We start from the raw sequence: 13,855 nt of genomic DNA, 5'->3' as shown, positions 1-13,855 counted from the left end.
CAGGTGATCATACAGACCATAAGGTCTTGGCATGATTTCCACCACACGCCAGATCAGCCTTGTTGACGAAGCAGCGACCAACCGGTTTGCCGCGGCGATGGCCGCATTGCTGCGCCCTGGCGACACCATCCTGCTCCAGGGTCCCATCGGTGCGGGAAAATCCGCCTTTGCCCGCGGCGTGATCCGCGCCCGTCTGAACCGGATGGAGGATGTGCCATCGCCCACCTTCACGCTGGTCCAAACCTATGACGCGCCAGATGGCGACATCTGGCACTGCGATCTTTACCGGCTGACCGACCCATCCGAAGTGCTGGAACTCGGCCTTGAAGACGCGTTCCAGACCGCAATCTGCCTGATCGAATGGCCTGACAGGCTGGGCCCTGATGCACCCGGTACCGCGCTGACGCTGACTTTTGCCGCACGCGCGGATGATCACATTGTCACCTTTGACGCGCCACCCGCGTGGCAGGATCGCCTGACTGGCCTGCATGTCTGACCGGGACCGCGCCATCGCCGCTTTTCTGGGACGTTCGGGCCATGACCGCTGGACGCAACAGCCTATCGCCGCCGATGCATCCGGCCGCCGGTACCTGCGGCTGACGGATGGTGCGGACACCCTCATCCTGATGGACGCGCCACCCGAGGCAGGCGAGAACGTCACCCCCTTTGTCGACATCGCCACATTTCTGGCGGATGCCGGGCTGCACCCGCCCGCGATACTGGCGCAGGACAGGCAGGCGGGCCTGCTTTTGCTGTCCGACCTTGGCCGCAACAGCGTGGCGCAATGGCTGGACCAGCACCCGGGCGAGGCGCTGCCGCTCTACCGCGCCAGTGTCGAAGTGCTGGTCCATCTGGCCACGGTGGCGCCTCCCGCGCTGGCACGGCTCACACCCGCCGTCGCAGGCGAAATGGTCGCGATCACCGGCCCCCATTACGCGCAACGCCCGGTGCCTGAACTCGTCATCGCCGTGACCCGCGCGATGGCGGCGTTGGTACCCACCCCCGACACGCTCGCGCTGCGGGATTATCACGCAGAAAACTTGATCTGGCGGCCCGATCTGACGGGCCTCGCACGGGTCGGCCTGCTGGATTTTCAGGACGCCTTTGTCGCGCCATTGGGCTATGATCTGGCGTCGCTGCTGCGCGACGCACGGCGCGATGTGCCCGACGATATCTGCACCGCGATGGTCGCGCATTTCAGCGCAGCGACCGGGGCAGGCCGTGATTTTCCGGCGCAACTGGCCTGTCTGGGGGCGCAGCGCAACTTGCGTATTCTTGGCGTTTTCGCGAGACTCGCGAAGGACATGAAAAAAACCCGCTATATCCCGATGATCCCGCGCGTCTGGGCGCAGTTGCATAAGGACCTCGCACATCCGGCGCTGGCCGATCTGCGCGACGTGGTGGCTGACCTGCTGCCACCACCGGACGCAGCCTTGCTGGCAAGGTTGCAGCGATGAGGTTTCCGGCGCTTTTGTTCGCGGCGGGGCTGGGCACGCGCATGGGTGATCTGGTCAAGGACCGGCCCAAGCCGCTGGTGCAGGTCGCAGGCAAACCGTTGATCGACCATGCGCTGGCGCTGACGGACGTGCCAGAGGTCGGCACAAAGGTCGCGAACCTGCATTACCACGCCGACATGTTGCGCCATCATCTGGCGGGGCAGGATATCCTGTTTTCCGATGAAACAGATATGTTGCGCGAAACCGGCGGCGGCTTGCGCCACGCGCTGCCGCTTTTGGGTGCTGGTCCCGTCATCACGCTGAACACCGACGCGGTCTGGCGCGGGCGAAACCCCATTGTGCAACTGGCCGCCGCGTGGCGCGACGGGATGGAGGCGCTTTTGCTGATCGTACCGCGCGACCGCGTCCACGGGCACAAAGGCGCGGGCGATTTCACCCGCGATGCGGAAGGCCGCCTGCACCGCGCAGCGGATGCGATCTATACCGGCGTGCAGATCATCCGTACCGAAACGCTGGCCGATGTGGCGCGGGACGCCTTTTCACTGAACCTGATCTGGGACGCCATGGCAGCGCGTGGCGGGCTTTATGGCGTGGTTTATGACGAGCAATGGTGCGATGTGGGGCAACCATCCAGTATTCCGCTGGCCGAGGCCATGCTGCATGTTTGACCCGACCACCAGCCCGCGCATTTTCGTCGAACCCTGCGGGGTCGATTACGCCAAGGGCCTTGTCGCGGGGCTGATGGCGCGGGCGGAAGGTATGCCACCCGAGGATTTCGCGCGGGTCGAAATCTACGTCAACACAGCCCGCATGCAGCGGCGCATCCGCGCGATGTTCGATGAAGGGCCGGCGCTGCTGTTGCCGCGCATACGGCTGGTGACGGACCTTGCCCGCGACCCGATATCAAAGGACGTGCCCCCTGCCGTGGCCCCTTTGCAGCGCCGTCTGGAACTGTCGCAACTGGTGGCCCAACTGCTGGAAAGCGAACCCGATCTGGCCCCGCGTGCAGCACTTTACGATCTGTCCGACAGTCTGGCCAGCCTGATGGATGAAATGCAGGGCGAAGGCGTCAGCCCCGATGCCATCGCCGCGCTTGACGTCAGCGACCAGTCCGGCCATTGGGCGCGCGCGCAGAAATTTCTGACGATCATCGCGCAGTTTTTCGACACCACCGGCCAGCCCGATACCGAGGCCCGCCAAAGGCTGGTGATCGAAACGCTGGCCGCGCGCTGGGCGGATGTGCCCCCCGATCATCCGGTGATCGTGGCGGGGTCCACGGGGTCGCGCGGGGCGACCGCGCTGTTCATGCAGGCGGTGGCGAAACTGCCGCAAGGGGCGATCGTGCTGCCGGGCTATGACACCGACCTGCCCGATACCGTCTGGTCCGCGATGGATGACGGGCTGACACATGAGGATCATCCGCAATACCGCTTCAAACGGCTGATGGACCTGATCGGCTTTGCCCCTGCTGATGTCGCGCGCTGGTCCGACCTTGCGCCGCAGCGCCCCGCGCGCAACCGGCTGGTGTCGCTGTCGCTGCGGCCTGCGCCCGTCACCAGCCAGTGGCTACAAGAAGGCCCCGAATTGGGAGATCTGATCGCCGCAACCGAAGGGCTGACTTTGCTGGAGGCCGCATCCCCCCGGGCCGAGGCAGAGGCCATCGCCCTGCGCCTGCGCCAGGCGGTGGAGGACGGGATCACCGCCGCCCTGATCTCGCCCGACCGGATGCTGACGCGTCAGGTGACCGCCGCCTTGGACCGATGGGACATCAGGCCCGACGACAGCGCCGGCACGCCCTTGCAATTGTCGCCACCGGGGCGGTTGCTGCGCCATGTGGCGGATCTGTTCGGCACGCAACTGACGGGCGAGGCGTTGCTGACATTGCTGAAGCATCCTTTGTGCCATTCGGGCGATGCCCAGCGTGGCGATCACTTGCGCCTGACGCATGATCTGGAACTGCACTTGCGTCGCAAGGGGCCGCCGTTCCCCACGGCCGAAACGTTGCTGCAATGGGCCACTGATCGCCCAGACCGCCAGCCTTGGGCAGAGTGGGTGGCAGGGCTGATTTCGGGCCTTGATGGCGTGGGCGACAAACATCTGGCCGACCATCTGGACGCGCATCTGACGCTGGCGGAATCCTTTTGCGCCGGTCCCGCCCTGTCCGGAGCCGGTGGCCTGTGGGCCGAGGCCGCAGGCCGCGAGGCGCAGCGCATCTGCACCGACCTGCGCATTCATGCGGGTTCCGGTAGCACCATGTCGCCCCGCGATTACGCAGCTTTGTTCGGCAAGATCCTGTCAGGCGGCGTCGTGCGCGACCGCGATGCAGGCCATCCGCAAATCCTGATCTGGGGCACGCTCGAGGCGCGGGTGCAAGGCGCCGATCTGACCATCCTTGGCGGCATGAACGACGGTGTTTGGCCAGAAGCCCCCGCACCCGACCCGTGGCTGAACCGGATGATGCGCGCACAGGCGGGGCTGCTTTTGCCCGAACGCCGCGTGGGTCTGTCGGCGCATGATTACCAGCAGGCCGTGGCAGGGCGCGAGGTCTGGATCACCCGCGCCAAACGGTCATCGGACGCGGAAACCATCCCGTCGCGCTGGGTCAACCGGCTGACGAACCTGCTGGGCGGCTTGCCCGCCCAAGGCGGTGACACCGCCCTGAAAGCCGTGCGCGCGCGCGGCGATGACTGGCTTGCAAAAGCAGCCAAGCTTGCCGCACCCACACGTGAAACGCCAAAGGCGAAACGCCCCGCGCCTTGCCCGCCGGTCGCGTCACGGCCCGACCAGTTTTCCGTCACGCAGATCAAGACGCTGATCCGCGACCCCTATGCGATCTATGCGCGCAAGGTGTTGCGGCTGGACCCTCTCGATCCGCTGACGCCCAGCGCGGATGCGCCGCTGCGCGGGGTGATCATCCACGGGATACTCGAGGATTTCATCAGGCAGAACCATGCGCCTGACGATCTGGACGCCTTGCTGGATATCGCGGCACAGCAGTTCGCCGAAAAATGCCCGTGGCCCACAAACCGCGCGCAATGGATGGCGCGGTTCGCACAGGCGGCGGTGGCGTTCTGCGCCGCCGAGGTGGACCGGCACGCCCTGTCCGACACGCGTCTGGTCGAGGAAAAAGGCAAGCTTCTGATCCCTGCCGTGGGCGTGACGCTGACCTGCAAGGCCGACCGGATCGACTTGACGCCAGACGGCACGGCGATCCTTTACGACTACAAGACCGGCACGATGCCCAGCCAGCCGCAGCAGGAAAAATTCGACAAGCAATTGCTGCTTGAGGTGGCGATAGTCGAAAACGGTGGCTTTGAAGGTGTCGGCCCCGTGCAGGTCGCGGATGCGCTGTTTGTCAGCATCAAGCCCGATGCAGCAACCAAGCAGGCACCGATGAAAGACAGTCCGACGGACGTGACCATGGCGGGAATGATTGCACTTTTGCAACATTGGCAGCAGCCTGACAGTGGATACACCGCCCGTTATGCGCTGTTTTCCAAGAACGACAGCGGAAGCTATGACCATCTGTCCCGCTTTGGCGAATGGGACACCAGTGACCCCGCACACCCCGAGGTGCTGACGTGAACCGCGACGCCGCCACCCAGCGGCAGGTCGATGCGGCCAATCCGCGGATCTCGACATGGCTTACGGCCAATGCGGGGTCGGGCAAGACCCGCGTACTGACCGACCGCGTGGCGCGCCTGCTGCTGGAGGATGTATCGCCGCAGAACATCCTGTGCCTGACCTATACCAAGGCCGCCGCCGCCGAAATGCAGAACCGGCTGTTCAAGCGTCTGGGCGCTTGGGCGATGATGCCCGACAATGCGTTGCGCGACGATCTGCGTGGCCTGGGCGTGGACCGGTCCATCGACGCGGATCAGCTGCGCGCCGCGCGCACCTTGTTCGCGCGGGCGATCGAAACGCCGGGTGGCCTGAAAATCCAGACGATCCATTCCTTTTGCGCCGGTGTGCTGCGCCGCTTTCCGCTGGAGGCGGGCGTCAGCCCCCAGTTCCGCGAAATGGAAGACCGCGCCGCGCAACTTTTGCGCGCCGATGTGATGGACCAGTTGGTGCAGGGCGACGCGGCGGATGCCGTCCAAGGGATGCTGCGGCATTTCACCGGCGATGATCTGGCGAAACTGACCGCCGAGGTGGCGCGCCACAAGGCGGCGTTTGAACAAACCACCCAGCGCGCCGACATTTGCCGCACGCTTGCCATCGATCCGGCCATCACGGCGGAAAGCCTCGTTTCGCGTGTGCTCGATGCCGATGCCATCGCGGCCATCCGCCAGTTCCAGCAGATCTGCGCCACAGGCAGCGTGACGGACCAGAAGGCCGCGCACAAATTGCGCGCTGTCGCTGCCGATGGCACGGCACGGTTGTCGGACCTGCAGCTGCTGGAAGGGATTTTCCTGTTCGGGGATTCCGCAAAAGACCCTTTTGGCCCCAAGATCGGCAGTTTCCCGACCAAGGCGGTGCGCGCAGCCCACCCCGAGCTGATTGCGGATATCGACATCCTGATGGAACTGGTCGCCGAGGCGCGTCAGGACCGGATGGCGCTTGCCGCTTTGGACCGCACCCTCGCCCTTTACGCCTTTGGCCGCGCGTTCGTCCCCGCCTATGAGGCGCGCAAGCTGGCCATGGGGGCGCTGGATTTCGACGATCTGATCAGCAAGGCGCGCGCGCTTTTGACCGATCCGGCGGTCGCGCAATGGGTGTTGTTCCGGCTTGATGGCGGGATCGACCATGTGCTGGTGGACGAAGCGCAGGATACCAGCCCCGCGCAATGGGACGTGGTCGAAACGCTGACGCAGGAATTTGCCACCGGCGCGGGGTCGCGGCCCAACCGCGAACGCACGGTGTTCGTCGTCGGCGACAAGAAACAGTCGATCTATTCCTTCCAGGGGGCCGATCCCGCCGCCTTTGACAAGATGAAGGCGCATTTCCGTGCGGCACACAAAGCAATCGGCAAGCCTTTCGAGGCCACATCGCTCGACCATTCGTTCCGGTCGTCGCAGGCGATCCTGTCGGTTGTCGATGCCACGTTTACGGGCGAACAGGCGGCGGGGATGGACGACAGCCTGACCCATATCGCGTTCAAGGACCGGATGCCGGGGCGCGTCGATCTGTGGCCCGTGATCGAAGCCGCCAAGACCGAGGATAACCGCCCCTGGTATCAGCCTGTCGACCAACCGGGCGAGGCTGACCACAATGTCCAGATGGCCCAGCGCATCGCGGACCAGATCAGCCATATGATCGCAAATGAAACCATCCCTGTGGAGGACGGCAATTCCGGCACCTACAAGCGCCGCAGGGTGACGGCGGGGGATTTCCTGATCCTTGTGCAGCGCCGGTCCGACCTGTTCGCCGAGATCATCCGCGCCTGCAAGGCGGCGGGACTGAACGTCGCCGGTGCCGACCGTTTGCGCGTGGGGGCGGAACTGGCGGTCAAGGATCTGGCGGCGCTGCTGTCCTTTCTCGCGCTGGCCGAGGATGATCTGTCACTGGCGGCTGCCCTGCGGTCGCCGCTGTTCGGCTGGTCGGAACAGGACCTGTTCACGCTGGCGCATCATCGCGGCGACAAGGAATTCCTGTGGGAAGCTCTGCGCAAGGCGCCGCATCCCGACACACTGGCCGTGCTGGACGACCTGCGCGGCAAGGCCGATTTCCTGCGCCCCTACGACCTGATCGCCCGCATCCTGACCCGCCACGACGGGCGGCGCAAACTGCTCGCGCGGCTGGGGCCAGAGGCCGAAGACGGGATCGACGCGCTGTTGTCGCAGGCGCTGGCCTATGAACAGACCGGCGTGCCCAGCCTGACGGGGTTTCTGACATGGATGCAGACCGACGATCTGGAGGTCAAACGCCAGATGGACAGCCAGGGCGACAAGATCAGGGTGATGACCGTCCATGGCGCCAAGGGGCTGGAAGCGCCCATCGTGATCCTGCCCGAAACCATGAAGCGCAAGAACGATTTCAAGGGCGACATCCTGTCCGCCCCCGATTGCGTGATCTGGAAAACGCCAAGTGCGGCAACGCCCGCTGCGGTGGTCGCCCTGCGCGAGGCCGTGCTGGCCAAGCAGGACGAGGAACGCCTGCGCCTGCTGTATGTCGCGATGACGCGGGCGGAAAAATGGCTGATCGTGGGGGCGTCGGGCGATGTGGGCGATGGTATGGACAGCTGGTACAACATCGTTGCCGCCGGGATGAAGGAACGTCAGGCCGAAACCGCGATGTCGGGCGATCTGGAGGTGCAGCGCGTCGCTTATCTCGATTGGGACGGGCTGGATCTCGTGGAAAAGCCAGCAGTCACAGCACCCGAAGTGGTCGTGCCGGAATTCGGCACGCTGCCCGATATCGCGCGCAGCAAGACGATTTCCCCGTCGGATTTACCGGGGGCCAAGGTCCTGCCCCGCGATGTGACGGAAGATGACGAAGACGCCACGGAACGCGGCACGCTGATCCACCTGTTGCTGGAACATCTGCCGCGCACTGCCCCTGCCGACAGGGCGGGGCTAGGCTATGCGCTGGTGCCGACCGACCCCAGCCTGACGGACAGCGTGATCCGGCTGCTGGACCAACCCGCGCTTGGCCATCTGTGGACAGATGACGCGCTGACCGAGGTGCCGGTCACCGCCGATCTGCCGCCTTTGGGCCGTATCCACGGCACGATCGACCGGCTGATCCTGACACCGACGACCGTGCTGGCGGTCGATTACAAGACCAACCGCATCGTGCCCGACAGCCCCGCGCAAACACCGCTGGGCGTGTTGCGCCAGCAGGCGGTCTATGATGCGGCGCTGCGGCAGGTGTTTGCAGACCGGCAAATCACGGTCGCGATCCTTTGGACGGCGACGGCGGAACTGATGGTCTTGCCTGAAACGCTGCTTCACGAAACGATGGCGGGTCTTGCCACGGCTTGACCATTGCGCCGCACGTTCCTACGTTCGCGGTCCAGTGAATGACGCCAAGGAGCATCCCAATGGCCACCGTAGCAGTAACAGACGCAACCTTTGACGCCGAAGTGCGCCAGTCCGATATCCCCGTCGTCGTGGATTTCTGGGCGGAATGGTGCGGCCCTTGCAAACAGATCGGCCCCGCTTTGGAAGAACTGTCCAACGAGATGGCCGGCAAGGTGAAAATCGTCAAGGTCAACGTCGACGACAACCCGAATTCGCCGGCACAGATGGGCGTGCGCGGCATCCCCGCGCTGTTCGTGTTCAAGAACGGCCAGGTCGTCGCCAATAAGGCCGGTGCAGCCCCCAAGGCCGCGATCCAGGGCTGGATCGAAGCCTCGATCTGATCGTCACACAGGCCAGCCATGGCCGCGCAAGACCCGTGCAATCTGGTCTTGCGCGTCCGGTCTGCCTGCGTTGATCGCCTGCGTTTGCAGGAACCAGTAAAGATAGGCCGCGTAATCGGGTGTGTGGCGCATGACAGCGCCGAACGTAGCCTGCGCGCCGATATCGCCGACGTTCAGCGCGATGTGGTGAAAATCCGATTTTGCGAACAGGATCGCGGGTTTGTTGAAAAAGAACCCTTGAAGCGCCACGCCTGAATTCTGCGTCACGATGTAATCGCAGGTCCGCAGATACCGCGCAGGTTCGCCGGTGCGGATGTAAAGCCGGTCATTTTCGGCCATCAGGGTTTCCAGCGCCTGATGATCCTCTGGTCCATAGACCTCGGAGGGATGCAGCGTCGCCATGACCGGCCGTTTCGGATCGTGGCGCAGGATCGTGCGGATCATATTGATCGGGCTACAGTGCTGAAAAGACCGCTGCACCGTCAGACGCCCTTGCAGCGGGACATAGACGAACCCGTCGTTGCGCGTTTCGCGCACAGCATCGTCAAACAGGCGCTTTTGCCACAAGAAGCAAAAGTTTGCGGCCTTGCGGTCATCGACAAGCCCGGGGTCGAACGCGATTTCCGCAACGGGCCAATCCCAACGCTCTGCCTGCTTTTCGATGTGCCAGAATGGAAAAATGTAGGTCTTGCGCATTGTCAGGCTGCGATCATTGACGGGCCGGTCCATCAGGAAAACCCCGCGACCGGGTCGCGCCAGGGCGCGCAGCCGCGCAATGTCATCGTCGTTGTCAAAAGCGACCGACAATCCCGCACCAGTCAGCACCTTGCAGATCAGCGCAATAAAGTTATGCCGTCCCTCCTCTGCCTGCTTGCGCAGCTTGGGATGCAGGTAAAACGTGACAATGCTGGCGGCGCTCATCCGATCACGCTAGCCTTGCGTTTGGTCAGCGGCAAGGTAGCGGGGTTGTTTGCCCTGCACGCTGCCGCCATATAAACCGCAGGCAAAACGGAGATGGTGACGATGGCGCAAGACAACTTTCCCGGCTGGCACGGCACCACGATCATCGGGGTGCGCAAAGGCGGCAAGGTCGTGATCGCAGGTGACGGGCAGGTGTCGCTGGGCCAGACGGTCATCAAGGGCACCGCGCGCAAGGTGCGCCGCCTGTCACCGGGCGGGCAGGATGTGATCTGCGGTTTCGCAGGGTCCACCGCCGATGCCTTTACCCTGCTGGAACGGCTGGAGAAAAAGCTGGAGGCGACGCCGGGCCAGTTGGCCCGCGCAAGCGTCGAGCTGGCCAAGGACTGGCGCACCGACAAATACCTGCAAAAGCTGGAAGCGATGCTGATCGTCAGCGACGGCAAGGAAATGTTCGTCATCACCGGCGCAGGCGACGTGCTGGAACCCGAACATGACGTGACCGCGATCGGATCGGGCGGCAATTACGCGCTGGCCGCCGGACGCGCGTTGATGGACAGCGACCTGTCCGCCGAAGACATCGCGCGCAAGGCCATGGCGATTGCCGCAGATATCTGCGTTTACACCAACGGCAAACTGACGGTGGAGAGTATCGGATGATCAACCGCGACGACCTGAAAGCGGCCGTCGGCAGCGGGCTTTTGACGGAGAGGCAGGCCGCCAATCTGATCAGCCTTGCCGACAGCCGCCGTGGCGCGCGCGAGGCGCTGAGCGAAGGTGACGAACCGTTCGAGCTGTTCAAAGGCTTCAACGAGATTTTCATCGTGATCGGTCTGCTGATCCTGTCGTCAGGCTGGTGGGGTGTTGTCACGCTTTTTCTTGGCGGAAACCAGATCTTCAACTTGCAGGACTATGCCTTGGGCGTGTCTTTGGCGGGGGCAGGATTTCTCTGGTTGCTGTCGGAATACTTTATCCGCAAACGACGCATGGTGGCACCTGCCATCGCGCTGTCGGTCATGTTCGCGGCAAATGCCGCGTTCGGTTTTATCGCCGTGATGTCGGAACCGTTCATGATCGCGCAAGGCGATTATTCCAGCGTGCCGTTTCCACTATTCATCGCGACGCTTGCCCTTGCGGTCTATTGGTGGCGGTTTCGCGTGCCATTCGCGATGGCGATGATCGCGGTCGGGCTGTTCGTGGTGGCGATCATCTTTACCGCCAGCCGGGGGGGCCGGATCGAAGGGATGAGCGACTTGTTCCTGTTGTCGGCGGGCGGGCCTTTTGCCTGGATCACGCTGGGGCTGGGCCTGCTGGTGTTCGCAGTCGCAATGGCCTTTGACATGAGCGACCCGCACCGCGTCACGCGGCGGTCGGCCAACGGGTTCTGGCTGCATGTCGTGGCCGCACCTGCATTGGTGAACACGGTTGCCCTGTCGTTGCTGGATCAGCAGAGCGGCGGGTCGAACCTGATCCTTCTGGGCTTCCTTGCGCTGTTCGCCATCGTCGCCATCGTCATCGACCGGCGATCGTTCCTGATCGCTGCCATCGGTTACATCGTCGTGCTGGCAGGCACCGTGCTGGACGGTGGCGGTGCGGCCTATACCGTGCTGGTGCTGGGAATCGTGCTGTTGCTGCTGGGTGCGTTCTGGGAACGGATCCGTGCCCGCATCCTGCGTCTGATGCCTGGCTTCGTGCCGCTACACAGACTTCCTCCTTCTCATAGCCAAGGACTGACATGACAGACCTGACCCCCCGCGAAATCGTCTCCGAACTCGACCGTTTCATCATCGGACAGGCCGAGGCCAAGCGCGCCGTCGCCGTCGCCCTGCGCAACCGCTGGCGGCGCAAGCAGCTGGGCGACGACCTGCGCGACGAGGTGTATCCCAAGAATATCCTGATGATCGGGCCCACCGGCGTGGGCAAAACCGAAATTTCGCGCCGCTTGGCGAAACTGGCGCGCGCGCCCTTCATCAAGGTCGAAGCGACGAAGTTTACCGAGGTCGGCTATGTCGGCCGCGACGTGGAACAGATCATCCGCGATCTGATGGATACCGCCATTCTGGATACCCGCGAACATATGCGCGAGGACGTGCGCACCAAGGCCCGCGAAGCCGCCGAGGAACGCGTCATCACCGCGGTCGCCGGCACGGACGCCCGCGAAGCCACGCGCGAGATGTTCCGCCGCAAGCTGAAATCAGGTGAACTGGACGACACGATCATCGAATTGGAACTGACCGACACTTCCAACCCGATGGGCGGCTTTGAAATCCCCGGACAACAGGGCGGCATGATGAATCTCGGCGATCTGTTCGGCAAGGCGATGGGCGGGCGCACGGTCAAAAAACGCATGACGGTTTCCGAAAGCTATGATGCGTTGATCGCGGACGAGGCGGACAAGCTCTTGGACGATGAAACCGTCACCAAGGCCGCATTGGAAGCGGTGGAACAATCCGGCATCGTGTTTCTGGACGAGATCGACAAGGTCTGCGCCCGTGCCGACGCGCGCGGTGCCGATGTGTCGCGCGAAGGCGTGCAGCGCGACCTGCTGCCCCTGATCGAAGGCACGACCGTGTCCACCAAACACGGGCCGATCAAGACCGACCATATCCTGTTCATCGCCTCCGGTGCGTTCCACGTCGCCAAACCGTCCGACCTGTTGCCCGAATTGCAGGGGCGTCTGCCGATCCGGGTGGAACTGCGCGCCCTGAACGAAGGCGACTTTGTCCGCATCCTGACCGAAACCGATAACGCGCTGACGCTGCAATATTCCGCGCTGATGCAGACGGAACAGGTAACCGTCACCTTCACCGAGGACGGGATCAAGGCATTGGCCAAGATCGCCGCCGACGTGAACGAAGCGGTGGAAAACATCGGCGCCCGCAGGCTTTATACCGTAATGGAACGGGTGTTCGAGGATCTGTCCTTCAACGCGCCCGACCGTGGCGGCGAGGAAATCGCCGTCGATGCTGATTTCGTGGAAAAGCATCTGGGAGAATTGTCCCGCTCGGTGGATGTCAGCCGCTACGTGCTGTGATCTTCGGTTGGTGCTTGTTAGGTTGACTCAAGTGTGTGATTATGACTCATCGTGTAGGAGTGATTCGATGTCAGATCTAATCAACAGGCTCAACCAGTCTGGTTTGCTAAGGCGCAATGAGGGTGCTGCATTGCGCACTGAAAATGTGAGCTTCCACGAAGTCAATTTTTCGATGTATGGTCAGTTCACGCCAATCACAGTTAGATCGAGTTCAATCACCAAAGATGCCTACATGGAACGAGATAGATCGGGAAATTCAAAGCAGAGAGCTTAACTGAGAAGATATAGTCGAAGTCTGTGACAAGCTTCGGTCCAGCTATCTTAGCAAGCTATCGGACCATGTTGGGCGACCCGTGATCGCTTACTACTCCGGTTATCTGCAGCAACCCCCACATCCATCGTCATCTATTGATGATTTTGACATGAATGGCTTTATGGCTGTAATCCATAACTTGGATCGCAGCCGCGGCCTTGATCTTCTTATCCAGACTCCCGGTGGAAGTATCGAAGCAACCCGAGCACTTGTAGAATACCTGTACAGCATGTTCGGCAAAGATATTCGTGTCATTGTTCCGCACTGTGCATTCTCGGCGGGCACGATGATTGCTTGTGCTAGCAAGACTATCATCATGGGGAAGCATTCAAGCTTAGGCCCTACTGACCCACAAGTTCGCGGCGTACCTGCGATGGGTGTTATTGAAGAAATAAAGACCGCTTTAGAAGAAGTTAGGGCAGATCCCTTGCGTCAAATCGTTTGGCAGGAAGTGTTCAGACAGTTTCCTCCAGCTTTCATCTCAAATTGCGAAAGAGCAATCGAGGGAACCAAGCAAATGGTAATGACTTGGCTCGCCGAGAATATGTTCGCCGGTGAAGAAGATTCTAACGCAAAGGCTGCAGCGACTATAGCTCACTTGATGAGCTTCAAAGAAACCACCGAGCATGGTCACCATTTTCTACGGAGAAAATGCTCAGACATTGGACTAAACATTGTTGGACTTGAAGATGACCAAAAGCTGCAGGAGTTGGTTTTGTCGGTTCATCATTCCTATGTGGCATCGTTCGCTCGTGTGAAGACTATCAAGTTTATCGAAAATTCGTCAGGCGCGAGTTGGAATGTTTCCGCAGACTAATTTTTGATTTTGT

11 protein-coding genes are annotated in these 13,855 nt (G+C 62.3%); 10 read left to right on the top strand and 1 reads right to left on the bottom strand.

Annotated features, from left to right (window positions below; genetic code table 11):
* Window positions 1–31 precede the first annotated feature (31 nt).
* From tsaE to trxA, 6 genes are read left to right on the top strand one after another with little or no spacing between them, the layout of a single operon-like run.
* Window positions 32–496, top strand: coding sequence for a tRNA (adenosine(37)-N6)-threonylcarbamoyltransferase complex ATPase subunit type 1 TsaE (tsaE, locus tag H147_RS0105365; protein WP_019954326.1), 465 nt, complete (start codon window positions 32–34; stop codon window positions 494–496).
* Complete coding sequence (locus H147_RS0105360; RefSeq protein ID WP_019954325.1) at window positions 489–1,457, top strand: aminoglycoside phosphotransferase family protein; 969 nt, start codon at window positions 489–491, stop codon at window positions 1,455–1,457. The genes tsaE and H147_RS0105360 overlap by 8 nt, the downstream gene beginning before the upstream one ends.
* Window positions 1,454–2,125 carry a nucleotidyltransferase family protein gene (locus H147_RS0105355; RefSeq protein ID WP_019954324.1) on the top strand — a complete coding sequence of 224 codons (672 nt, stop codon included), beginning with the start codon at window positions 1,454–1,456 and terminating at the stop codon, window positions 2,123–2,125. The genes H147_RS0105360 and H147_RS0105355 overlap by 4 nt, the downstream gene beginning before the upstream one ends.
* Complete coding sequence (gene addB / locus H147_RS0105350) at window positions 2,118–5,042, top strand: double-strand break repair protein AddB (RefSeq protein ID WP_019954323.1); 2,925 nt, start codon at window positions 2,118–2,120, stop codon at window positions 5,040–5,042. The genes H147_RS0105355 and addB overlap by 8 nt, the downstream gene beginning before the upstream one ends.
* Entirely contained in the window at window positions 5,039–8,380 is a 3,342-nt protein-coding gene (gene addA, locus H147_RS0105345) for a double-strand break repair helicase AddA (RefSeq protein WP_019954322.1), read from the top strand. The genes addB and addA overlap by 4 nt, the downstream gene beginning before the upstream one ends.
* 59 nt (window positions 8,381–8,439) lie before the next feature.
* Window positions 8,440–8,760: a thioredoxin gene (gene trxA, locus H147_RS0105340; RefSeq protein WP_019954321.1), complete on the top strand. Its 321-nt coding sequence runs from the start codon at window positions 8,440–8,442 to the stop codon at window positions 8,758–8,760.
* Between the two features lie 3 nt (window positions 8,761–8,763).
* On the opposite strand, the gene H147_RS0105335 is transcribed toward trxA, so the two are convergent.
* Entirely contained in the window at window positions 8,764–9,681 is a 918-nt protein-coding gene (locus H147_RS0105335; protein WP_019954320.1) for a hypothetical protein, read from the bottom strand.
* A 102-nt stretch (window positions 9,682–9,783) separates the two neighbouring features.
* On the opposite strand from H147_RS0105335, the gene hslV reads away from it, so the two are divergent.
* From hslV to H147_RS0105315, 4 genes are all read left to right on the top strand, one after another.
* Window positions 9,784–10,338 carry an ATP-dependent protease subunit HslV gene (hslV, locus tag H147_RS0105330; RefSeq protein ID WP_026352271.1) on the top strand — a complete coding sequence of 185 codons (555 nt, stop codon included), beginning with the start codon at window positions 9,784–9,786 and terminating at the stop codon, window positions 10,336–10,338.
* Window positions 10,335–11,417 (top strand): hypothetical protein, encoded by a 1,083-nt coding sequence (locus H147_RS0105325; RefSeq protein ID WP_019954318.1) that lies wholly within the window; start codon window positions 10,335–10,337, stop codon window positions 11,415–11,417. Before hslV ends, H147_RS0105325 begins: the two co-directional genes overlap by 4 nt.
* On the top strand, window positions 11,414–12,712 hold the full coding sequence (hslU, locus tag H147_RS0105320; RefSeq protein WP_019954317.1) for an ATP-dependent protease ATPase subunit HslU: 1,299 nt from the start codon (window positions 11,414–11,416) through the stop codon (window positions 12,710–12,712). Before H147_RS0105325 ends, hslU begins: the two co-directional genes overlap by 4 nt.
* A 353-nt stretch (window positions 12,713–13,065) precedes the next feature.
* A complete protein-coding gene (locus H147_RS0105315; RefSeq protein ID WP_162561635.1) occupies window positions 13,066–13,842 on the top strand; it encodes an SDH family Clp fold serine proteinase in 777 nt (258 codons plus the stop codon).
* Window positions 13,843–13,855: the final 13 nt, after the last annotated feature.

It is taken from the genome of Yoonia vestfoldensis DSM 16212, assembly GCF_000382265.1.
Lineage (GTDB): Bacteria > Pseudomonadota > Alphaproteobacteria > Rhodobacterales > Rhodobacteraceae > Yoonia > Yoonia vestfoldensis.
The sequence above is the reverse complement of the archived record's forward strand: the minus strand, read 5'-3'. Positions and strand labels throughout refer to the sequence as shown.